At 42.0% G+C, this 21,722-nt stretch carries 21 protein-coding genes; 7 read left to right on the forward strand and 14 right to left on the reverse strand.

Annotation, left to right across the window (positions count from 1 at the left end; genetic code table 11):
* Positions 1-11 precede the first annotated feature (11 nt).
* Positions 12-410: a 30S ribosome-binding factor RbfA gene (gene rbfA / locus G9X63_RS00385; protein ID WP_252623176.1), complete on the reverse strand. Its 399-nt coding sequence runs from the start codon at positions 408-410 to the stop codon at positions 12-14.
* Between the two features lie 102 nt (positions 411-512).
* Here rbfA and G9X63_RS00390 point away from each other — a divergent pair, with 102 nt between their 5' ends.
* On the forward strand, positions 513-1,880 hold the full coding sequence (locus G9X63_RS00390; protein ID WP_252623179.1) for a DUF6427 family protein: 1,368 nt from the start codon (positions 513-515) through the stop codon (positions 1,878-1,880).
* 2 nt (positions 1,881-1,882) lie between these two features.
* Here the strand turns inward: G9X63_RS00390 and rpiB are convergent, their stop codons facing one another.
* Positions 1,883-2,326: a ribose 5-phosphate isomerase B gene (gene rpiB / locus G9X63_RS00395; RefSeq protein ID WP_252623182.1), complete on the reverse strand. Its 444-nt coding sequence runs from the start codon at positions 2,324-2,326 to the stop codon at positions 1,883-1,885.
* A gap of 69 nt (positions 2,327-2,395) precedes the next feature.
* On the opposite strand from rpiB, the gene G9X63_RS00400 reads away from it, so the two are divergent.
* A complete protein-coding gene (locus tag G9X63_RS00400; protein ID WP_252623184.1) occupies positions 2,396-3,118 on the forward strand; it encodes an LOG family protein in 723 nt (240 codons plus the stop codon).
* On the opposite strand, the gene G9X63_RS00405 is transcribed toward G9X63_RS00400, so the two are convergent.
* Both G9X63_RS00405 and G9X63_RS00410 read right to left on the reverse strand, forming a co-directional pair.
* A complete protein-coding gene (locus G9X63_RS00405; protein ID WP_252623187.1) occupies positions 3,115-4,782 on the reverse strand; it encodes a PHP domain-containing protein in 1,668 nt (555 codons plus the stop codon). The two genes, G9X63_RS00400 and G9X63_RS00405, sit on opposite strands and share 4 nt — an antisense overlap.
* A 13-nt stretch (positions 4,783-4,795) precedes the next feature.
* On the reverse strand, positions 4,796-5,263 hold the full coding sequence (locus tag G9X63_RS00410; protein WP_130896917.1) for a methylated-DNA--[protein]-cysteine S-methyltransferase: 468 nt from the start codon (positions 5,261-5,263) through the stop codon (positions 4,796-4,798).
* A 149-nt stretch (positions 5,264-5,412) separates the two neighbouring features.
* On the opposite strand from G9X63_RS00410, the gene G9X63_RS00415 reads away from it, so the two are divergent.
* A complete protein-coding gene (locus G9X63_RS00415; protein WP_130896918.1) occupies positions 5,413-6,843 on the forward strand; it encodes a circularly permuted type 2 ATP-grasp protein in 1,431 nt (476 codons plus the stop codon).
* A gap of 115 nt (positions 6,844-6,958) precedes the next feature.
* Here the strand turns inward: G9X63_RS00415 and lysA are convergent, their stop codons facing one another.
* A complete protein-coding gene (gene lysA, locus G9X63_RS00420) occupies positions 6,959-8,191 on the reverse strand; it encodes a diaminopimelate decarboxylase (RefSeq protein WP_252623190.1) in 1,233 nt (410 codons plus the stop codon).
* A 40-nt stretch (positions 8,192-8,231) separates the two neighbouring features.
* Here lysA and G9X63_RS00425 point away from each other — a divergent pair, with 40 nt between their 5' ends.
* From G9X63_RS00425 to G9X63_RS00435, 3 genes are read left to right on the forward strand one after another with little or no spacing between them, the layout of a single operon-like run.
* Positions 8,232-9,536: an alkaline phosphatase D family protein gene (locus G9X63_RS00425; RefSeq protein WP_252623192.1), complete on the forward strand. Its 1,305-nt coding sequence runs from the start codon at positions 8,232-8,234 to the stop codon at positions 9,534-9,536.
* Between the two features lie 3 nt (positions 9,537-9,539).
* Positions 9,540-9,977: an OsmC family protein gene (locus tag G9X63_RS00430; protein ID WP_252623194.1), complete on the forward strand. Its 438-nt coding sequence runs from the start codon at positions 9,540-9,542 to the stop codon at positions 9,975-9,977.
* 1 nt (position 9,978) lies between these two features.
* A complete protein-coding gene (locus G9X63_RS00435) occupies positions 9,979-10,773 on the forward strand; it encodes a thymidylate synthase (RefSeq protein WP_252623196.1) in 795 nt (264 codons plus the stop codon).
* Positions 10,774-11,051: 278 nt separating this feature from the next.
* On the opposite strand, the gene G9X63_RS00440 is transcribed toward G9X63_RS00435, so the two are convergent.
* The 7 genes from G9X63_RS00440 to G9X63_RS00470 are packed head-to-tail and all read right to left on the reverse strand — an operon-like array spanning position 11,052 to position 19,293.
* Positions 11,052-12,410, reverse strand: a complete 1,359-nt coding sequence (locus G9X63_RS00440) for a peptidylprolyl isomerase (protein ID WP_252623198.1) — start codon at positions 12,408-12,410, stop codon at positions 11,052-11,054.
* Positions 12,411-12,414: 4 nt separating this feature from the next.
* Positions 12,415-14,667 carry a peptidylprolyl isomerase gene (locus G9X63_RS00445; RefSeq protein ID WP_252623201.1) on the reverse strand — a complete coding sequence of 751 codons (2,253 nt, stop codon included), beginning with the start codon at positions 14,665-14,667 and terminating at the stop codon, positions 12,415-12,417.
* A 48-nt stretch (positions 14,668-14,715) separates the two neighbouring features.
* Complete coding sequence (locus tag G9X63_RS00450; RefSeq protein WP_252623204.1) at positions 14,716-15,357, reverse strand: hypothetical protein; 642 nt, start codon at positions 15,355-15,357, stop codon at positions 14,716-14,718.
* Positions 15,348-16,391, reverse strand: a complete 1,044-nt coding sequence (locus G9X63_RS00455; RefSeq protein WP_252623207.1) for an agmatine deiminase family protein — start codon at positions 16,389-16,391, stop codon at positions 15,348-15,350. The genes G9X63_RS00450 and G9X63_RS00455 overlap by 10 nt, the downstream gene beginning before the upstream one ends.
* 4 nt (positions 16,392-16,395) lie before the next feature.
* Positions 16,396-17,163, reverse strand: coding sequence for a type III pantothenate kinase (locus G9X63_RS00460; protein ID WP_130896929.1), 768 nt, complete (start codon positions 17,161-17,163; stop codon positions 16,396-16,398).
* A gap of 19 nt (positions 17,164-17,182) precedes the next feature.
* A complete protein-coding gene (gene nadE / locus G9X63_RS00465; protein WP_252623210.1) occupies positions 17,183-19,066 on the reverse strand; it encodes an NAD(+) synthase in 1,884 nt (627 codons plus the stop codon).
* Positions 19,063-19,293, reverse strand: a complete 231-nt coding sequence (locus tag G9X63_RS00470; RefSeq protein ID WP_130923154.1) for a hypothetical protein — start codon at positions 19,291-19,293, stop codon at positions 19,063-19,065. Before G9X63_RS00470 ends, nadE begins: the two co-directional genes overlap by 4 nt.
* Before the next feature lie 117 nt (positions 19,294-19,410).
* On the opposite strand from G9X63_RS00470, the gene G9X63_RS00475 reads away from it, so the two are divergent.
* A complete protein-coding gene (locus G9X63_RS00475; RefSeq protein WP_252623212.1) occupies positions 19,411-19,995 on the forward strand; it encodes a 7-carboxy-7-deazaguanine synthase QueE in 585 nt (194 codons plus the stop codon).
* On the opposite strand, the gene G9X63_RS00480 is transcribed toward G9X63_RS00475, so the two are convergent.
* Positions 19,919-20,356 (reverse strand): septal ring lytic transglycosylase RlpA family protein, encoded by a 438-nt coding sequence (locus tag G9X63_RS00480; protein ID WP_252623215.1) that lies wholly within the window; start codon positions 20,354-20,356, stop codon positions 19,919-19,921. The genes G9X63_RS00475 and G9X63_RS00480 overlap by 77 nt on opposite strands.
* A gap of 83 nt (positions 20,357-20,439) precedes the next feature.
* Positions 20,440-21,702 (reverse strand): citrate synthase, encoded by a 1,263-nt coding sequence (locus tag G9X63_RS00485; RefSeq protein ID WP_252623218.1) that lies wholly within the window; start codon positions 21,700-21,702, stop codon positions 20,440-20,442.
* Between the last annotated feature and the right edge of the window lie 20 nt (positions 21,703-21,722).

Consider the following 21,722-nt stretch of genomic DNA (forward strand, 5'->3'; position numbering starts at 1 on the left):
CTGAATCAGAATTAATCAATTTCGTCTGCCACACGATTAGGAACATCTCCCTCCTCTGCAGGTGGAATGACTAATCCTTCGAATAAGGCTTCAATTTTAGCCGCATAAGCAGCGGTGTCGTCTAAGAAAAAGACAAGGTTGGGAATAATGCGCACCTGCTTGCGAATGCGATTCGCTAAGGCATTGCGAATAGCCTTGTTTTGAAGTTCAATTTGGTCCATCACTGCCTCGCGATCATCTATAAGCAAAAAGCTTAAATAACAACGGGCTACGGAAAGATCAGGACTAATTTTCACTTCCGTTACGGTCACCATGCCGTTTCCAAAAAGCATTTTAAATTCTTTTTGAAATATATCACTTAAATCTTTCTGTATTTGACGGCCAAATTTTTGCTGACGCTTCGTTTCCATGCTTGCTCTCTATTTTTCTAGGTCTTTTTATCTCAAAAAACACCTGCAAATTTCATAATAATAATTGGAATCACCGTAATTTAGGGCTTCGTTTAGCTAAATATGTTACAATTTATTAAATCCAATAGTCTTCTATCTCTCCTACTCTTTGTGGTTTTAGGTGGGCTTTTTGCTTTTCTGCATACTCAGCAGGGATTTAGCTATTTCCCTTGGGAGATTAAAAACTATTTAATTGGCCAAAAACTAAATCAAGGATTCCGCCTTTACAAAGACATTCGTGACAATACGGGACCTTTTGCAACTGGATTTTATCAATTACTTGATTTTTTTTCCATTCCGCTTTCGTATAATCCGTATGTGGCCTTCCTATTCATCTCCACACAGGCCTACCTCTTTCACACTACAATCGCAGAATTTGATTTAATGCCTAAATTAGGAGGGCTTGCCTTCGGTGTATACCTCTTGTTATTCCATTTAAGCGCGGAATTCCATGTACCTGATCCTGCCTTAATGGGCCTAACCTTTATCCTATTAGCGTGGAAAGAAATTATTCAACAGCAGAAAACGCTATTAGTGAATGATCGGGTATTTTTAGTGGGGATCTATTTAGCTACCGCCACCCTCTTTTTCCCTGCTTACTTCTGGTTATTCCCTTGGGCAATCCTCAGTTTATTATTTTATTCAGGTGTTTCGATTAGACAAATCATTTTAGTGTTAATCGGCTATCTATTTATACTCACTATCGCCAGTTTAGTTTTTTCCTTTCGGGGAAACCTCCCTTATCTGTGGCAAGTATATCGTAATTCGGCCTTTACCTTTCATTTGATCTCTTGGCAGGAAAGCAAATTAGTACTCTTCAGTTTTGCTCCCGCCATCGTGATGGGTATAGCGGGTTTGTACCAGGTCGTAGGGAATCCTAAAATTAGAGCACATGCACAGAAGGCACAACAGACTACAATTATCTGGTTCTTCTTTAGCTTTATATCGATGGCGAATTTCCCCTCTTACCATCGGATTAATTTTGTATTATTATTACCTCCTTTAGCTTATTTCGGACTTAATTTATTTTACCTTATCAAGAAAAATTGGCAAAAGGAACTCACCTTCGTTCTGCTACTCTCCGCGGTATTTTTCACCGCAAAACAAGATCAGTCCAGCTTAGCAATAGCCGCTAAAACACCCGACAAGATTCCGGTAAATGGTCAAAAGTTACTCATATTAGGGCCAGAAATCCAGGAATACCTGCACAATCAAATGGCTGGACCTTTTGTTAATTGGGATTTAGCAAAACCCCTCTTAAGCCAGCTAGATTCGTATAAGAACGTTATTATTGTGCAGGACTATTTTGTGAAAGATCAACCTACCTACATTTATGATTCGGAAGGGTATTTTGCCAAAATAGGGCAACACCTTCCCCACATCACGCAACAATACGTGTTAGTAAGTCCTAAATTGTACAAAAAGAAATAAGCTTAGCAGCAAGAAATTTTGTTCACTCGACCTTGGTGACGACCTCCTTCAAAAGGAGTATCTAAAAACACCTGTAAACAAGCTTTCGCTTCCTCTAAAGAGATAAAACGTACCGGAAGACATAATACATTCGCATCATTGTGCTGACGAACTAAAGCAGCTACTTCAGTATTCCAAGCTAAGCCAGCGCGAATACCTTGGTGTTTATTAGCGGTAATCGCCACACCATTAGCGCTACCACATAATAATAAACCAAAATTCACCTCCCCTTTCTCTACCGCATCAGCTACTGGATGTGCAAAATCGGGATAGTCAACAGAATCAGCAGAATAGGTACCGCAATCTTTTACCGAGATGCCTTTGGCCTCTAAAAAAGCGATTAAATCATTCTTGTAATCAAAACCGGCGTGATCACCGCCTACTGCGAAACTGAAAGGAGTATTCATGAAATTGTGATTTATTTTTTGCAAAGGTAAAAGGAATAGTCCTACATTTAGGAAACAATTTTTAAAAATATGACGGAGAATAACTGGAAAGAGGAAGAAGAGAAAATTAAACAAGCTTTTGGCGACAAAACCTGGGCTCAGATTAAATCAGAGGAGTCTTGGCGTATTTTCAAAATTATGAGTGAATTCGTAGAGGGAATCGATAAATTATCTAAAATCGGCCCTTGTGTTTCCATCTTCGGATCTGCTCGAACCAGCCCAGATAGTCCTTATTATAAAATAGCGGAAGAAATAGCTGCCAAATTAGTACGCCACGGATATGGTGTCATCACCGGTGGAGGGCCTGGAATCATGGAGGCTGGTAACAAAGGAGCAGCCAGTGAACGAGGCCGCAGCGTGGGCTTGAACATTGAATTACCCTTTGAGCAAACTCCGAATCCTTACATCGATTCAGATAAAAATATGAATTTCGACTTCTTCTTTGTGCGCAAAGTGATGTTCGTGAAATATTCACAAGGGTTTATCATTATGCCGGGTGGTTTCGGAACGTTGGATGAGATGTTTGAATCTTTGACCCTGATTCAAACTCACAAAATAGGTCGATTCCCGGTAGTTTTAGTGGGAAAAGACTATTGGAGTGGCTTAATCGACTGGATGAAAAAGACGATGGTCGCTGCAGGAAATATCCACGAAGAAGATTTGGAACTATTTGCTTTAGTAGACACTCCCACGGAGGCCGTGCGCGTAATCGACGACTTCTATGCGAAGTATTTACTGAAACCGAATTTCTAGTTTTTAGCGAAAAAGTGTTTGATATCTGCCAAAGGTAAAGCGTTCAACGTTAACTCTTTTAATAAACCTCCTTTACGCCCCACTTTGACACCCCATTCCATATCCCGTAAACCGGCAATGGCATGGGCATCCGGATTGATGGAGACAAAAACCCCTTTATCCATCGCTTCATAGAGGTGACGCCAGTCTAGGTCTAATCGATACGGACTGGCATTTAATTCAATACTAACCCCATTCGCTTTACAAGCATCTAAAATCTTGGACATCTGTAAAGGAAATCCTGGCCTAGCTAACAACAAACGACCTGTTGGATGGCCAAGAATAGACGTATATGGATTTTCAATTGCCTTCAGCACACGTGGCATTGCTTTCTCTAAATCCATGGTTAAACCGGCATGCACGGAGGCCACCACGTAGTCGAAAGAGGCTAAAATGGAAGGATCATAATCCAAGCTACCATCGGGCAAGATGTCCGATTCAATTCCTTTTAAGATCTGAAAATCAGACCACTGCGTATTCAAATGATCTATTTCTTCCTGCTGACGTTGCACATCCTCCTCTTTCAAACCTCCCGCATAGGCTGCATATTTCGAGTGATCTGCAATCCCGAAATAACTTAGTCCTAAGTCGCGGCAAGCTTCTGCCATTTCAGTTAAGGTATTTTTTCCATCGGAATAGGTCGAGTGGTTATGCAAGCAGCCGCGCAAATCACAGTATTCCACTAGAGACTTATCCCCTTTTTTAGTGAACCAATCAAATTCCTGTAAACCTTCTCGCATCTCAGGTACGATAAAAGGCAAGTGTTGGGAGGTGTAGATTTCTGATTCTTCTTTCAACTCTTTTCCCTCAAATCGTTCATAAAAGTGAACTTGAGCTAAGTGATCCGGCGAAGCTGACAGGGCAAATAATTTTGACACCCATTCTCCAGCAGAGGCAAAGTGAATTTCGATGGGAATCAAATGACCCTTTGCGAAACCTCTCCAAGTAAAAGGAGATGATTCCTTCAGATCTTCTTCTAACCTATCCACTGATTGCAGCAGCCCAGAAGCTCCAAATAAATCATCTGTTTCCACTAAAAATACCAACGAGTTAATCACTTCACAATTTCGGCGCAATTCCCCTGCAATGGATACTTGAGAGAAAAAGTCACTGAGTGCTTGTGCGATTTCACCCGCTAAATCTTGCGCTTTATTGATACGCAATTTGCTAGAATTTGATTTAATGAAATGGATATTCAAGGTAACGCTTTCCACCACTGCGCCACCAAATCCTTTTAGCATAGCTAATCGCCCATCTTCGCAAGCGGCTAACAAATCATCAATTTCTGTTATTTGTAATTCCTGCCAAATGGTTCGCACTTTTTTAGGACCTAAGCCCTTAATCTTCAATAAGGTCAGTAAACCAGGAGGAGTCTGTTCAATGATCTGTTCTAAATCAGGGCACGTTCCAGTAGCTGCGACATCTTGTACAATTTGTACCACTACTTTACCTACCCCAGGAATAGCTAGTAATTCGGATTCTGGTAAAGAAGAAATTAGACCTGGGAATTTATCCAGGCCACGCGCTGCGAAAGCTAGATTCTTACTTTTGAACTCGTTTACACCATGTAAATCCCAAAGCTTAACAAGTAGCTCGAGCGCGTCGACGATTTGATCATTATCCATAGACAAATATAAACTAAAATAAAGTGGCACCCTCCTTTGCAAGCAACCATTCCTTCCGCCACAATCCTCCACTATAGCCTACGAGTTTACCGGTAGATCCAATGACACGGTGGCAGGGATGGAAGAGTAAAATCGGGTTTTGGCCATTCGCATTCCCTACCGCCTGAGCGCCTTTAGGCATTTCTAATCGCTTGGCAATTTCAGCATAAGTAGCCGTAGTACCGGTAGGGATTTCTCGTAATGCCGCCCAGACTTTTTGTTGAAAAAGTGTTCCTACCGAAGGGTCTATCTGGTATTCCTGTAGGATACCCGTTTTAAAATAAGTTTCCAAAATTTCTTTAATCAGCTGAATTTCAACAGAATGAAAATTCTTTTCTGATTCTTCTACCTCCACAAAAGAACAAGAACGCAAACCGGCATCCGCTAATTCCACACGTAAAATTCCGATCGGACTGGAGAAATAAAATTCTGAGTTTGGCATAAGAACTCAATTTCAGACAAAAAATGGTAAATTTCCAACATTTAAGAGGCTAATATTGGAAATATTTAAAATTATCAATGCTTTGGAAAATCAAAACAAAAATAAAATTCTAAATTATATTCATATCAAGCATTTTAATATACCCTATCATGAATTTCTCCTTTAAAAACTACGACCCGGAAGGGTTTTTTGATGAAATGTTCGAAGCGGACGGGAGTGTCCGTTTAGGATATGAACACTTTAAAGAACGCGTAGAGCAATTATCCCAAGAAGAATTTTTAAGCCGTCAACAATCCGCAGAAAGAGCCTTAATGGCCATGGGAATCACTTTTAATGTCTATGCAGAAAACGAAGGAACCGAGCGCATTATGCCAGTGGACATCATTCCACGTATCGTAGAGGCAAAGGAATGGGAGAAAATTGAGAAAGGATTGATTCAACGCATTACCGCCCTGAATTTATTCTTAAATGATATTTATTCAGACCAAAAAATCATCAAAGACGGAATCATTCCCGCCGAAGTCATCCACTCATCGAAAGACTTTTTAAAGCCTTGTATCGGTATAAAACCTGCCAAAAACATCTACATCCACATCACCGGAACAGATTTGATTCGAGGTAGCGATGGAGAGTACATGATTTTGGAAGATAACCTACGATGCCCATCCGGCGTATCGTACATGATGGAAAACCGGGAACTATTAAAGCAAACCTTCCCGGAAGTCGTCGCAAAGACACAAATCAGGCCCATTTCTGACTACCCAAATAAGTTATTAGAAATGCTGCGCTTCATCAGTGATCGCCCAGATCCTACCGTCGTAGTTTTAACGCCAGGAATCTATAATTCTGCCTATTTCGAACATTCCTACCTTGCCCAACAAATGGGGGTGGAATTAGTAGACGCCCGTGATTTAGTGGTTCACGAGGGCTATGTCAAAATGCGGACCACCAAAGGCTTTCAAATCGTAGATGTCATCTATCGCCGAATTGATGACACGTTTTTAGATCCAACCGTCTTTAATCCAGACTCCATGATCGGAATTCCAGGCATTTTTGATGTGTATAAAAATGGAAAAGTAGCCATAGCGAATGCCCCAGGAACGGGTGTAGCGGACGATAAAGTGATTTATGCCTACGTACCTCGCATCATCAAATACTATTTAAACGAGGAACCGATCATTCAAAACGTCAAGACCTACATTTGCTCCGAAGAAGAGGACCGCAACTATGTACTGGCTAACATCGAAAAGTTAGTGGTCAAAGAGGCAAATGAAGCAGGTGGTTATGGCATGTTAATTGGGCCAAAATCCACCAAAGAAGAACAAGAAAAGTTCAAAGCCCTCATCCTCAGCAACCCTAGAAATTATATCGCCCAACCGACTATTTCCTTATCTCGCGTTCCTTGCCTAATCGAGGATCACGCGGAAGGTCGCCACGTGGATCTCAGGCCCTATATTTTGTATGGAGATGGGGTAAATGTGATGCCAGGCGGGTTAACTCGAGTGGCCTTACGGAAAGGTTCATTGGTGGTTAATTCTTCGCAGGGGGGTGGGTCGAAGGATACGTGGGTTATGTATTAATCATTCAGCGTCAAAATTGTCGACAAGTCAAATAATTTTGCCGCTGAATAATCGATACATATCAGGGGAAAAGAAAGGGGCGAATGCCCCTTTTTTGATTCTATATCTATACTCTCTACTCTTGATTACGTAGTATATCTTCTAAAGTCTCTCTTCTCCGAATCACCCGCGCCTTGCCCCCATCCACTAACACCTCGGCAGGTAAAAAGCGGGAGTTATAATGCGAAGCCATGGTAAATCCATAAGCACCAGCATTCGCCAAGGCAATGATGTCTCCTTCTTTGACCTCATTCAATAAGCGTTCATTTTGTTTACCCGCATAATCGAACGAGAATGTATCTGTTTCGCAGATATATCCAGTTACACGGTAGTCTTCTTGCTTCGACGAGTCTTGGTTTGACGCATTAAAAATGTAGTGGTAAGAACCGTACATCATGGGGCGAATCAAATGATTTAAACCCGTATTAATTCCCACAAAGGTTTTCACAGGGTCGCGTTTCACAACATTCGTTTCCGCTAAGAATGTACCTGATTCACTGACCAAAAACTTGCCTGGCTCCACCCAAAGACGTAATTCGCGACCGTATTTTTGACAGAAGGCGCGAAAGGCGTTGCTCATGATTTGGCCTACTTCAAGCATATTTACACCCGGATCTTCCGGTGAATAAGGCACTTTAAAGCCACCCCCTAAGTCGATGATTTGCAAGTCCTTGAAGTCATAAGCAAAGTCAAAAAGGGCCGATGCTGCTTGCTCAAACGTCTTTCCGTCTTTAATATCAGAACCGGTGTGCTGGTGCAGACCGATTACGTTTATTTTGTATTGCTCGACGATAGCTAGGATTTCGGCTTTTTGGTGGATCGAAATACCAAACTTCGATTCCGGATGTGCCGTCATAATCTTCTCATTTCCCCCACCAAAAACGTGCGGCTTGATGCGAATCAAACATGGTTGTGAGGAACCGTAGGTTTGGCCAAACTTTTCTAGAACGGATAAATTATCGAGGTTGACGATGGCACCTTTGGAAACCGCATATTCAATCTCTGAAAAATGAACTCCAGATGGTGTAAACGTAATATTTGAACCCTCATATCCCGCAATCAAACCGATCTCTAATTCTTGTGGCGACACCACATCCATATCGACCCCATTCTCGCGCATTAGGCGCAAGATGGACAAATTCGTATTTGCCTTCGCAGCATATTTAATGGTCAAATCAATTCCCTCAAAAGCGGCTCTTAAAACCGAGATTTTTTCCCTAATTTTGTCGGCATCGTATACATAAAGTGGAGTACCAAATTCTTTGGCCAAATCTGTTAAAGGAATGTTCTGAATTGAATAATATGCCATAGCGAAATTTGTAAGCCACAAAGATACTAATCTAACGAATATGAAAAGAATATTAATCGCCTTATTCCTTACTGTACCGCTTTTAGCGAGTGCTCAAATCAAGAGTGGACCGATGTTAGGCTATTCTGAAATGAAGGAAGTTTTAGTCTGGGTGCAGACCGAAAAACCAGCGGATGTTAGCATTCAATACTGGGAGAAGGGTGATAAAACAATTCATAAGACGGATCCCGTACATACCGAGAAAACAACTGCTTTCATTGCACGAATCATCGCTGATGAGGTAACAATGGGTAAAAAATACGCATACGAGGTACTGGTGAATGGCAAAAAAATGGCTTTTGATTATCCATTGGAATTCCAAACACAGGAACTTTGGCAATACCGTAAAGATCCACCTGCCTTCTCTTTCCTTTTTGGAACGTGTAATTATGTAAACGAGGAAGCAGCCGATCGCCCGGGCAGACCTTACGGTGGCGCGGATGAAGTTTATGCAGCCATGTATGCCAAGAAACCTGATTTCATGCTCTGGGGTGGAGATAACTTTTACTACCGTGAACCAGATTATACGAGAACCGGGATGATTCACCGAAATGACCATGCGCGCGCTGTTAAATCCATGCAACCCTTATTAGGAAGTGTACATCAATACGCGATTTGGGATGACCACGATTACGGTCCAAATGATGCGGATCGCTCATTCCCAATGAAATATACTTCATTAGAGATGTTCAAAATGTATTGGGGCAATCCGAATTTTGCCTTTCCAAACGAAGGTATTACCGGAAAATTCCAATGGGCTGATGTGGAATTCTTTTTGATGGATGACCGGTGGAATAAGGCTCCAAACGAGCTAAATTACCCAAATAAAGATTACTGGGGTGCTAAGCAAATGACTTGGTTATTGGACCAGTTGTCCACTTCTAGAGCTAGTTTCAAAATAATCGTCAACGGAGGTCAGGTCGTAAGCCCTGCCAAAGTATTCGAAAATATGGCGAATTATGAGGCAGAGAGAACGTATTTATTGAAAGAATTAAAGAACCGTAAGATTCCAGGAGTCCTCTTTTTCACAGGCGATCGTCATATCTCTGATTTGAACAAATTAGAGCGCGAAGGTACTTATCCTTTGTATGATTTGACGGTTTCTCCGATGACAGCAGGAAAGGCTGATGCGGTGAAGCTAGATTATAACGAAACATTAGTTCCTGGGACTTTGGTACAGGAAAGAGCCTTTTCTAAAATTGAAGTAACGGGCCCGTTGAAGGACCGCACGTTAACCATTACCCTTTTCAACGTGAAAGGAGAGGTTTTATGGACCAAAGAACTGAAATCCAATTTATTAAAATAAGCCATGGAAGTAGTATTAAATCGCTTAGATCAAGATTTTCATTTTGAGGCAAAAGGCTCCTCTCCCATCCCCGTGCACATCGATGCGGCGGAAGGTATTGGCGGTCACAATGCGGGCGCACGTCCGATGGAGCTACTTTTAATGGGCTTAGGTGGTTGCACGGCCATTGATGTTATCCTTATTTTAAAGAAGCAACGTCAAGTCGTAGAGGACTTCCAAATCCGTGTTTCAGGCGATCGCGAAAAGATCGAAGGAACGGAGAAAACACCCTTCCGTCAAATCAACATCCAATTTGAATTAAAAGGCCAAATAGACGGCTCAAAAGCCCTAAAAGCGATTCAAATGTCGATGGACAAATACTGTTCAGCTACCGCTCAATTAGAGCCTAGCTCCAAAATCACTCATACCCTCGTTTTAAACGGAGAAAAATTCGAAGCCTAATATGCAAGCTTACTTAGATTTATTAACTCACATTAAGAAAAACGGCACCTTCAAATCTGATCGTACAGGAACGGGAACTACGAGTGTATTTGGCTACCAGATGCGCTTTAACCTAGCAGAAGGTTTCCCCTTAGTTACAACGAAGAAAACGCACTTAAAATCGATCATACATGAACTATTATGGTTCTTGAAAGGTGAAACGAATATTGGCTATTTAACGGAGCATAGTGTGCGTATTTGGGATGAATGGGCAGACGAAAACGGCGACCTAGGTCCTGTTTATGGAAAGCAATGGAGAAGCTGGGAAGGCGCTAATGGCGTAGTCATCGACCAAATCAAAGAGGCTGTTGAAACATTGAAAAAGAACCCTGACTCACGTCGGATCATTGTAAGTGCTTGGAACGTGGCAGACCTGCCTAAAATGGCTTTAATGCCTTGCCATGCTTTCTTTCAGTTCTATGTGGCAAACGGAAAACTTTCTTGCCAACTATACCAACGCTCCGCAGATGTATTCTTAGGTGTACCTTTCAACATCGCTTCTTATGCTCTGTTGACGATGATGATCGCCCAAGTCTGTGATCTGGGATTAGGTGATTTTGTTTGGACTGGTGGTGACACCCACTTATATAGTAATCACATGGAACAAGTGGAACTGCAATTATCTCGTACTCCGAAAGCATTACCTACGATGAAGATCAATCCAGAGGTGAAAGATATTTTGGATTTCAAATACGAAGACTTCACGCTGGAAGGATATGACCCCTATCCAGGGATTAAGGCGCCTGTTGCTGTGTAGTTTGATTATAGAGTAGAGATTATAGAGTAGAGATTATAGAGTAGAAATTATAGAGTAGAAATTATAGAGTAGAGAGTTGGAATCGGCTTCGCCGATTAATTCAGAAATATACTCATCAAAAAAAGCGGCCTATGCCGCTTTTTTTGATTCCAAATTTATGCTTTGTGCTTTATGCTCTATGCTTTACATCTATACTCTACTCTCTATAATCTATACTCTATTATCTCTTATCTACTCTCTATAATCTATTATCTATAATCTATTATCTCTACTCTCGATTACTCCCGCTGCTGCACATCCGCCAAAATCCGACAATCCTTATACTCTTCATCAATAAAGATAAACACATCGTCTTTCGCCTTCATAAACCACTTCTCGATCGCATTGTTCTTTTTACGAGATAACGTGATTTGAGCTAGTTTTTGATAATCATCCTTGAGGTTAGCAAAATGAGGTGGGTGTTTCGCTTTGAAAAACAAAATACGAACAGCCGAACGACCATCATCTGTACGGAAAGGAATAGGCGCAGAAATAGTTCCTACTTTCATCGAATCTAAGGCAAAAAACAAAGCCGGATCCATCGTTCCATCGTAAGCTAAGCGATTACCTCCGTTCGTAGCATCCATGATGACACCACCCGCATCTTGGGTCGCTTTGTCTTCTGAGAATTCTTTTGCTGCCCTTTCAAACGTCGTTGAATCACGTTGAACTAGCACCCGAATACTATCTAAAAACTTGGTAGGTTCTGTTAAATCTAGTTTTTGGTAATCAGGACGCAACAAGATGTGACGTGCGTGGTATTCTTGACCTCTGATTTCCAATAATTGAATTAAGTGGAATCCGAATTCTGACTCTACCACCTCCGACATTTGATTCGGCTTTAAGCGCAAGGCGGCCGCTTCGAAAGGGGCAACCATGGCACCCCGTTTTGCAAAACCTAAGTCTCCACCACGTTTTCCTGAACCTAAATCTTCGGAATGTACTTTGGCCAAATCTTCAAAACTCTCGCCCTTCTCTACCCGACGACGAAAATCCAATAACTTCGCATACAATTCTTCCTTCTGATTCTTGTTCGGCTTTGCGACGCGAATGATGTGGCTAATTTCGACTTCTGCTGGCAAATAAGGCAATGAATCCCGGGGTATTTCATTGAAAAAGGCCGCCACCTCTTTCGGTGTAATTTTCACCTCGTCCGTAATTTTATCCTGCATTTTACGACCCGTCAATTGTTCTTTTAAAGAAGCGCGCAAATCCTCTTTTAAGGTTGGAATGGACTTTCCATATGCTTCAACAATATTTTTAGCTGAACCATATTGGCCTTCCATTTGCTCCATACGACTCGTTAGTTCAGCCTCAATCCGCTTATCATCTACGATAACAGAGTCAATTTCGGCTTTTGCTAACATCAATTTGTTCACCACTAATCCTTCTAAAATTTGGCAGCGATCAGGGGTATTTGCTTGCCCACTTGTCAAATATTGCTGGAATTGATTCTCCACTTCAGATTTCAAAATGAAGTAATTATCTACCTTCACAATGATGCGATCTAGCACATTCTTGTTCGCTTCCTCTTGCGAAAACGCAGATAAACTCCCTAACACTAAACACCAACCTAAAACCCAACGAGTCAATTTCATATTTTTATAATTTCAGTAATTTTTCTAATTCAACCTGGTTAATCACTACCGGATATTGTTGTTTTAATTTCGCTACCCACTCCTTTTCTAAGCGCTCTTGCAAGGCACGAATCACTAGACCTCTTGCCTCTTCAAATGAACGAGAACGCTCAGATTCTACTTTCTTTATTTCCACAAAGGCAAATTTACCCGCGGCTTCGTAGTTTTTAGCACCTACAGTCCATTCGACAGCGTCAATCACTGGCGATAAGCCTTTTTTAAAGTAACCTTCTTTTGCTTCTAAACTACCCGGCTTTAGCGCATTAAAACGCTTGACGACATCGTCCATACTAGCCGAAAAGAACCGGAAGGAGACACGCGCATTCTTTGCTTTCACCGTTTTAGATGCCGCTTTTAAGTTCGCTTCATCTTTCTGGATAATACGCTGAGAAGAAATTCCTTTGGCATTTAAATAAGAAACGACCTTATTAATACGCGCTTCAGATAAGCTATCCGCCTCGGAGGCATCGCGGTGGCCAGAAATTTCTACGACGTAGTCGACGTTCTTCGCCATTGTCACAAATAATTCGGCTAATAATTTATTCGAAGGCTCCTCTAATTTTGATTCCTTTAAACCAAAGGAAAGATCGGCTAACTTCTTATTCATTGGATAGGGTGACTTTTTCAATAAGTCCAAAGCCTCTTTTAACGTCTTCTGAGAATCTGCTACTACTAATTTCGCTTCTACACGAGCAGGCATGACAAACGCTGACTTATTTGCTAGATAGAATTTCGACTGTGTTAAAGAATCCAAAGACTTCTCAAAAATCTCCTGATCCGTCATTTTACTAAATAAACTACCCTCTAAAAAATCAGCCATTTGCTCTTTAAACGCAGGGTATTTACTTTCTAAATTGGCCTCTTCCGCATTCAACGTTTCCTTCTCAATCAGCTCATCTAAATACGATTGTTCAGAAACGACAGGTAAATAACCGAGCGATTTAATACGTCTCTTTTGCTGAGATTGAACGTGTGTATAAAAATCACCTACCGTGTATGTTTTGTCTAAGACCGAAAAAATAGGCTCTTGCAAGAATGGCTCAGATCCCGTTCTTTCCACGTTCATACGCTCAAAAGCGGCCTTTTTTGTGGCTTCTTGCACGATTACCTTATTCTCCACGCGAACGCGCTTCATAAAAGCTTGTTTGATTAAACTTTGACGATCCGCATCAGTCAGTACTTTTTGTTTAATGAACTCTGACATATCTTCAAATGTCAAGAGTGGTTTTTTATCTAACAACTTAAATAATTGCCAACCTAAATTTGTCCGGATGGGCTTTGAAAGATCCCCTAAACGCTCTAATCCAAATAATGCATCTTGCAATTCCTCGCTTAAATCAGATGAAAAATACCAACGTCTAATTTCTCCTCCTCGACCTCTTGAATAAGGATCCTCCGAGTAATTTTTACAAACCAATTCAAAACTTTCTCCCGCCTTTAAATAGGCTTCCACCTGTTCAATTTTCTTTTTAGCCTCTACTTGCAAGGCCGTAGGTGCATCTACCGCAGCAGAAACAATGATATGGGCTAAACGAATCTTCCCTGAATTAGGTCGTTGATTCAAAATCTTGACGATATGGTATCCGCTCGCCGTACGGAAAGGCTTGGAATATTCACCTATTCCGATGGAATAAATCGCATTTTCAAAATCATAAGCGGTTTGAAGCGAGGTAATATACCCTAAAACTCCCCCTTTAACAGCAGACATTTCATCCTCTGAAAAGCGCGTAGCGAGAGTAGCAAAATCTTCACCCGCTTTTAACTTCTGGTAAATATGCTCGATTTTCTGAAAAGCGACTAAAGTATCCGCTGGGCTCGCGTTTTCGCCTAATTTCACTAAGATTTGGCTCACCTTTTTCTCCTCTTTCATTCGCTGATACGCCTGCTTAACGAGCATATCTAACGTAGGCATATCCACCAAATAAGGCGTAGCTAATTCCTTTCTAAAACTCGCATACTCTTCCTTAAAGTCTGGTTGATCAGCTAATTTCTCCTGTTCCGCCGCTACAATTTTCAATTGATAATCGATGTAATCAGATAAAAAAGCCGCTTGATTATCCTTGGTAATGCTATCTGACTCGACTAAAGGCTTGTACACTTGCAGAAAACTCTCTGCCGATATCTTCTTAGGGCCAATCTGTATAGGTGATGCGCTCTGCGCGAAACTCGCGAAAGGCAAACATAAGACTAATCCCACTAGTAATTTTAAATCTTTCATTCTTAAAAATAAGCTAACAAAATTACGAATAATCCCCGACATAAACGGTTAATCTACGTTAATTTGAATCTGGTACCGGTATTCATAGGCATCGATGAATTTTCGACCACCTACCCATTTGCCGGTGCGAATAGAGGAAGCACCTGAATCGAAGTCCCATTGGGTCTCTGAGACACCTAAAAGGTCTTTCATATCTAATTCACTTACCCAATCCAGCCCTAAAGACCCAGCTTTCATTCCCCATAAAAACCAGGCTACTGGATTTTCGGCGGAAGTTAAGGCCAAAGGCAAAGCCAATACCCCACTCACCGAATTAAATCGATTCACCCATTTCTTGGTGGGCTGGTAGTCTTCGATTTCGAAGAGAGAAAGTTGGAAGCTGGCTTTTTGGCCCGAATGTAAACGTATTTCCAACGCTTTAATTGTATCTAATCGAATGACCTGTCCCTTCTTTACTTTTCCTAAATACGATGAAAATACCTGAACTGGCTTGATTTTTCCATTCTCGAAGATGCCCAAAGCTCCTACTAATACCAACTCATCCCCTAACATCTCCTGCGTCTTTACCACTGACAATGTTTTCAATGATACCCGCGTATTTTTATCCTCCGGAGTTGAAACCGGTTGAACAAAAGGTTTTCGAGCACAAGAAAACAAGGTAATCAAGAAAAGAAAAGGAATTATACGCACGGTGCTGGTTCTTGCTGGGTCAAACAATGAAAACTGCCTTGTCCCCAAATAATCTCCCGAGCAGAAAGTCCTATCACGGGACGATCCGTGAATAATTGACGCAATATTCCTAAGGCAATTTCGTCTTGTGGGCAATCGAAAACAGGGACCAAAACTCCTGCATTGCAGATATAAAAGTTCGCATAAGACCCTGGAGCCCTAAAACCATCAATCACCACGGCATCCGGCATGGGAATCTCAACTATCCTTAAAGGTGAGCCGTCTAATAGCCTCATTTGCTTTAATTCTGCCAAATTAGCCGCCAAAACCGCATGATTTTCATCCTCCACATTCGGTTCCACCATCGCGATCACCGTATTTGTATTCACAAATCGCACCGTATCGTCGATATGTCCATCCGTATCATCTCCTACAATCCCATCAGATACCCAAAGCACCTGTGAAACGCCATAGTAGTTTTTCAAATAGGTTTCAATCTCCTCTTGATTTAGATGCGGATTTCGATTCGGATTCAATAAACAAGAACGACTCGTTAAAACCGTACCTGCTCCATTAAAGTCTACCGATCCTCCCTCCATAATAATACCAGGAGTAGCGGATGGCAATGATAAACGTTTCGCAATGGTCGACGGCAACGCATTATCATCCGAAAATGGCGGATATTTACCACCCCAGGCATTGTATTCCCAATTCACGACTAAACGTTCGGCACTTCCTTCTTTGACTAAAAAAGCTGGCCCGTGATCGCGGCACCACGCATCATTTGTGGGTTGAACATTAAATTCAATTTTGGCTGGATCGATTCCATACACAGGCAATTGACTTTCCACAAAAGCCTGTAAAGCAGCAGAATTCACGTTAATTCGCACCTGTTCTCCTTTAGAAATTGCCTTGATTAAGGCGAAATATTCCGGGTACATCTGCCCTAATTTCTCCTCCTGCCACGAGTGATCGTTATGCGGAAAAGTAATCCAGGTAGCTACGTGTGGATGCCATTCGGCAGGAAAAAAGTATCCTTGTTCTTTCGGAAACATCTTCTTAGGCTTTTAAACGTTCGGCAATCAGGCGCAAACCTTCTAACGTAATTAATTTATTTACCTCATCGAAATACGAGGCTAAAGGTGTCAAAATCGAGGACAATCCGCCCGTCGCAACCACCTTCAAATCTCCCTTTTTATCTTCTTTCACCCGGCTAATCATCTCTTTCACCATTCCCACATAGCCCCATAGAATTCCAGCTTGAATCGCTGAAACCGTATCGGTTCCCAGGTTAAATTCGGGCATTTCCAATGGAACTTCAGGCAATTGGGCAGTTTGAGAGAACAAGGACTTCACTGCGGTTTTCAAACCAGGCGCAATCGAAACGCCCTCCATTTTACCTTCCGCATTGACTAAAGTGAAAGTTAAGGCAGTTCCAAAATCCACAATCAGTACATTCGATTTATAGTTTTCGTGCGCATATACGGCATTTGCGACTAAATCAGAGCCTATTTCCTCTGGAACAATGACTTGGATGGCTAAGGTTTCATATAATTTAGGACGCATGAGCGTGGGCGAATAACCTAACCATAAGGCTAATCCACGTTGGATTTGAGGCGAAATCGAAGGAACTACAGAGGATATTAAGGCCAAAGAAGGTAAGGTATCTCCTAAATCTTTGGACGCCCACTCCTTCTTAATCCAATTCACCACCCCGTTCGCACTCCAAGGCTGGTGCGTAGGCGTTCTCAAAACTGCTTTCCAGGTTTGATCTTCATAAAAACCAAACACGATATCTGTGTTCCCCACATCCACTACTAATAACATCTCCTTGTTCGTGTTTTGTTTATATATCTTTTTCCAATCCCGCTGACAAAATCGGGAAGCGTAACCAACTCTTCGGATCTAAACTATAATCATCCACATGGAATCCAGGCGCATAGCGCTCTCTTTTCCATTGATTCCTAGCCCATAGTCGGAAGAATCGGCGAACGAATTCCTCGAGCTTCTCTTTGGCAAAAACAGCACCATAGCGCTTATTCACCTCTTCTAAACACTCATGCGGCGACACTAAATCATAAAATACTAATCGCTCAATCGTATTTAAAATCGGATAAGGCATCAAATCCTCCTCATCCACCTGCTTTTCAGACAATGGACGCAATTCCGCACTCGGTTCTAGACTATTCACTAAATGCAGTCCCTTAAAGCCCTGAGCCTCTAACCAAAGCAGCCAAGTTCTCACGAAACTCTTATCAATTCCAGAAATAGGGGAAATCGATCCGGAAGTATCGCCGTCCATCGTCGCATAACCCACACTCGCCTCCGAGCGATTCGAAGTAGCGAGTAATAAAGCATTTTTGATATTAGCGAGCATCCAGGCGCTAGGGGCACGGACGCGGGCTTGTACGTTTTGGAGGGTAATATCGTCCTGTTCCCAAGTTAATGGACGACCAATCGCATTTTCTACCAATTCGCGGTAACCCTGAACTATCGAATCTATTTCAATCACATAATGTTGCGTTCCGATCCATTCTGCCAATTCACGAGCAGAATCACGTGTGTTTTGGGAGGAATTAACGGTTCCTTGATAAATGGTCGTTAATAATTCAGACATCGCTTTATCTGAAGTAGTCAAGGGAATATAATTCAGCTTTTGCTTCAAACCTTCCCAACCTAATTCTTCTTTTGCATACTGAATACTCAACGCACAAAGTGAAGCAATGGCAGACGAATCAGCTCCACCAGAAAGAGATAAAACCCATCCCTGTGAGCGAGATTTACGTAAATAATCAAATAAACCTAAGGCTACGGCATGTGAGAACTCTTCCTCTTTTTTTGTTTCTGAACTTTCCCAAGCCGGGACTTCGGACGTTTTTATGGAATGCGTTTCTGGAAGTTGAATTTCAAACGAAACCACATCCTCTCCTGAATCCTTTCGTTTTTCCAACGTCAATTCGTGGGAAACCAACGTAAAATCTTGGTAAGAAAAACGCGGTGTTTGAGCTACAATAGAACCCAGATGAGCAATGTAGGCATCTCCGTCAAAAATGATTCGACCCGCTTCATTTCCAAGTAAATTCGCGAATAAATAGGCGCCGTTAATAATCTTAGCGCCTTCTAGACTTAAAGTCTTTCTTATTTCTGCTTTACCAAAAGCGAAGTGTGAAGCCGTCGGATTACAAATCACTGAAACGCCCCGACGTGCTAAATCATATGCTGGTCGCTTCTCCCCTTCCCAAGCATCTTGGCAAATCTCAATACCCAGGGTGATTCCATTAAAATGGATACGGTAATCTCCTAATGGGATTCCCTTGTACATTTTCCGCTGCCCTCGAGGCCAAGGTTTAAACCAACGCGGTTCATAATGCACGCCATCATCCGCCAAAAATTGTTTGGGGATCAAGGCTTGTATTTTACCCTGCGCTAAAATAGCAGAGACATTGTAAAAATCTCCTTCAAAAGGCAAAGCTAAACCTACCACCGCAACTATTTTAGCAACCTCAGAAGCGATTAACTCCAGAGACTCCCACGATTTAGCCGCTGTAAATGGCGCTAAAAACTGATCCTCACAACCGTAACCTGAAATACATAATTCAGGCAAACACAAAAGAGACGAACCTTCAGCAGAGGCCTGAGAGATAGCCGCCAAAATACGTTGGCGATTTCCCTCCCAATCCAAAGGCAATTGATTCAGCGATCCTACGGAAAAAACGACGTTCTGCTTCATCTAGGTTTCTTTTTAGATTGATCGGCGCGAATATGCTTGTAACGGGGTGTCCACATCCAAGAAAAGGCCACATTAGGACGAAAATAACCTACTCCGTGGCGGTGTTCCACCTTAACACGGCAGGTTTGATAGGGACAACGAGCTGACCAACAAGCGGATAACAAGCACAACGTGCCCACTAGCCCTACAGCAAGAAAAAGTCGATTTTTTGCGTTTGTTGGATTCATCGATTAGTTAAATTACAATTCTAGACTTAATTTTGTGATTCAATGTAAGTCCAAATGCAATCCAACCCCAAAGATATAAAAACCGCTGTAAAAAGAGCCGAATTTACCTATCCAGTAATGGAATCTTTTTACACCCTGCAAGGGGAAGGTAAATACCAGGGACACGCTGCCTATTTCATTCGCTTAGGCGGTTGCGACGTGGGTTGCCATTGGTGCGATGTAAAAGAATCATGGCCGGTAGATACACATCCAGTCAAAACCGTAGCCACTTTAGTCGCTGAAGCACTCGAGAGTCCAGGCCGATTAGTGGTTATTACCGGTGGAGAACCGTTGATGCACGATTTAGGCCCTTTGACAGAAGCTCTACAAGAGGCAGGATTCAGAACCCATATCGAAACTTCCGGTGTCGCAACGGCCATTACTGGAACTTGGGATTGGATTTGCTTCTCCCCTAAGAAGTTCAAAGCCCCTAATGAAGGTATTTTAGCGATTACGAACGAACTCAAAGTCGTGGTAAACCACCCTTCTGATATCCCTTGGGCTCAAGAATGGGCAGAAAAACTACCTAAATCAGCGGAATTATACTTGCAACCCGAGTGGTCCAAGCAAGAACAAATGAATCCCCTTATTGTGGATTTCGTAAAAGCGAATCCGACGTGGCGGATTTCGGTTCAAACTCATAAATTTCTGCAGATTCCATAGCATTCAAGGAATCAATCCGAGACTTCTCGGTCACTGTTTTAATGTGTACCGTAGAAAAACCGTAGGGAATTAATCCCAAATCTTTAGCCGCAGCCCTCGATACATCAATAATTCGCTTGCGGCTATGTGGACCACGGTCGATAATACGAACGAAGGTGGTCTTCTTTGTTTTGGGCATATACACCTCCACCCACGTATTAAAAGGCAACTTTCTATGTGCTGCCGTGAATTTAGCTGGATTATACTTCTCCCCACTACTCGTCCGATGTCCTTTCAATCGATTTGAATAGAAAGACGCCTGCCCTTTTTGCACCTGAGCACAAACAGAAAAACTGAAAAATAGAAAAAATAGTATCCGCATAAGGATACAAAGCTAGGCCGAATCTCTCCGTAAAACAAAAAAGCCCCCGAAATCGGAGGCTTTTTCAAAAAACTGAAAAGAGATTAGCGATTCGCCATATCGACAAATGCACGCGCAGGAGAACCTACGTAGATTTGACGAGGACGACCGATAGGCTCCTTGTTTGTCATCATTTCTTGGTGTTGAGAAATCCAACCTGGAAGACGCCCAATCGCAAATAAGATTGTAAACATATCCGTAGGGATACCCAAAGCGCGGTAAATGATCCCTGAGTAGAAATCTACGTTCGGGTATAATTTACGAGCCACGAAATACTCATCACTTAAAGCCGCAGCTTCTAATTCTTGAGCAATCGTTAAAACAGGATCCTGAACGCCCAAAGCCGTTAACACATCATCCGCTGCCACCTTAATAATACGAGCACGCGGATCGAAGTTTTTGTAAACACGGTGACCAAAGCCCATCAAACGGAAGCCTGAAGTCTTATCTTTGGCCATCGCAATAAACTTAGACGTTTCACCACCCGCTTGCTTGATTTCTTCTAACATTTCAATCACCGCTTGGTTTGCACCACCGTGTAATGGACCAAACAATGCCTGGATACCACCTGAAATACTAGAGAATATACTTGCGTGAGAAGAACCAATCAAACGAACCGTAGACGTAGAGCAGTTCTGCTCGTGATCTGCGTGTAAGATTAATAATTTGTTCAATGCCTTTGAAACGATTGGATCTACTTTGTAATCTTCGCCTGGTTTAGCAAACATCATTTTCAAGAAGTTAGAGCAATAGTCCAAAGATTGGTCCGGAGCCACTAAGGCTTCTCCGATTGATTTCTTGTAATTCCAAGCCGCGAAAATAGGCAAGGCAGCGATCAAGCGTAAGATATTTTCCTTCGTTTCAGCTGGATTATATTGACCCTCCATTAAACCTACAAGAGCTGACAATTCGCTCATTGGGTGCGTTGAGGACGGAATAACTTGTTCAATTTTCAATAAGACTTCGTTCGTTACCGTGTATTTCTTCACATCAGCTTCGAACGCATCTAATTGAGCTTGTGTAGGCAATTCGCCATTTAATAATAAATAAGCCACTTCTAAAAAGCTAGCTTTATCGGCTAACTCTTCGATGCTATAACCACAATGTCTCAGAATTCCTTCCTCGCCATCTAAAAAAGTAATCGCACTTTTTGTTGCACCCGTGTTCTTGTAACCTGGATCATACGTAACGTATCCAGATAAATCGCGAAGTTTCGCAATGTCGATTGCCTTTTCATTTTCGGTTCCTACTAGAGTAGGTAATTCGAACGATTGGCCATCGAGGTTAATCACAGCATTTTGAGACATAGTTGTAAGCTTATAAAATT

The organism is Aquirufa antheringensis, from assembly GCF_023921165.1.
Taxonomy (GTDB): domain Bacteria; phylum Bacteroidota; class Bacteroidia; order Cytophagales; family Spirosomataceae; genus Aquirufa; species Aquirufa antheringensis.

Bases quoted from the DNA above. Each gene is read 5' to 3' on its own strand.
- G9X63_RS00475 (WP_252623212.1), top strand. From the start codon at position 19,411: ATGGAATCTTTTTACACCCTGCAAGGGGAAGGTAAATACCAGGGACAC.
- lysA (WP_252623190.1), bottom strand. From the start codon at position 8,191: ATGGCATATTATTCAATTCAGAACATTCCTTTAACAGATTTGGCCAAA.
- rpiB (WP_252623182.1), bottom strand. From the start codon at position 2,326: ATGAATACTCCTTTCAGTTTCGCAGTAGGCGGTGATCACGCCGGTTTT.
- G9X63_RS00445 (WP_252623201.1), bottom strand. From the start codon at position 14,667: ATGAAAGATTTAAAATTACTAGTGGGATTAGTCTTATGTTTGCCTTTC.
- G9X63_RS00470 (WP_130923154.1), bottom strand. From the start codon at position 19,293: ATGAATCCAACAAACGCAAAAAATCGACTTTTTCTTGCTGTAGGGCTA.
- G9X63_RS00405 (WP_252623187.1), bottom strand. From the start codon at position 4,782: ATGGATAATGATCAAATCGTCGACGCGCTCGAGCTACTTGTTAAGCTT.
- G9X63_RS00390 (WP_252623179.1), top strand. From the start codon at position 513: ATGTTACAATTTATTAAATCCAATAGTCTTCTATCTCTCCTACTCTTT.
- G9X63_RS00415 (WP_130896918.1), top strand. From the start codon at position 5,413: ATGAATTTCTCCTTTAAAAACTACGACCCGGAAGGGTTTTTTGATGAA.
- G9X63_RS00435 (WP_252623196.1), top strand. From the start codon at position 9,979: ATGCAAGCTTACTTAGATTTATTAACTCACATTAAGAAAAACGGCACC.
- G9X63_RS00425 (WP_252623192.1), top strand. From the start codon at position 8,232: ATGAAAAGAATATTAATCGCCTTATTCCTTACTGTACCGCTTTTAGCG.
- G9X63_RS00485 (WP_252623218.1), bottom strand. From the start codon at position 21,702: ATGTCTCAAAATGCTGTGATTAACCTCGATGGCCAATCGTTCGAATTA.
- G9X63_RS00480 (WP_252623215.1), bottom strand. From the start codon at position 20,356: ATGCGGATACTATTTTTTCTATTTTTCAGTTTTTCTGTTTGTGCTCAG.
- G9X63_RS00460 (WP_130896929.1), bottom strand. From the start codon at position 17,163: ATGTTATTAGTAGTGGATGTGGGGAACACAGATATCGTGTTTGGTTTT.
- G9X63_RS00430 (WP_252623194.1), top strand. From the start codon at position 9,540: ATGGAAGTAGTATTAAATCGCTTAGATCAAGATTTTCATTTTGAGGCA.
- nadE (WP_252623210.1), bottom strand. From the start codon at position 19,066: ATGAAGCAGAACGTCGTTTTTTCCGTAGGATCGCTGAATCAATTGCCT.
- G9X63_RS00455 (WP_252623207.1), bottom strand. From the start codon at position 16,391: ATGTTTCCGAAAGAACAAGGATACTTTTTTCCTGCCGAATGGCATCCA.
- G9X63_RS00410 (WP_130896917.1), bottom strand. From the start codon at position 5,263: ATGCCAAACTCAGAATTTTATTTCTCCAGTCCGATCGGAATTTTACGT.
- G9X63_RS00400 (WP_252623184.1), top strand. From the start codon at position 2,396: ATGACGGAGAATAACTGGAAAGAGGAAGAAGAGAAAATTAAACAAGCT.
- rbfA (WP_252623176.1), bottom strand. From the start codon at position 410: ATGGAAACGAAGCGTCAGCAAAAATTTGGCCGTCAAATACAGAAAGAT.
- G9X63_RS00440 (WP_252623198.1), bottom strand. From the start codon at position 12,410: ATGAAATTGACTCGTTGGGTTTTAGGTTGGTGTTTAGTGTTAGGGAGT.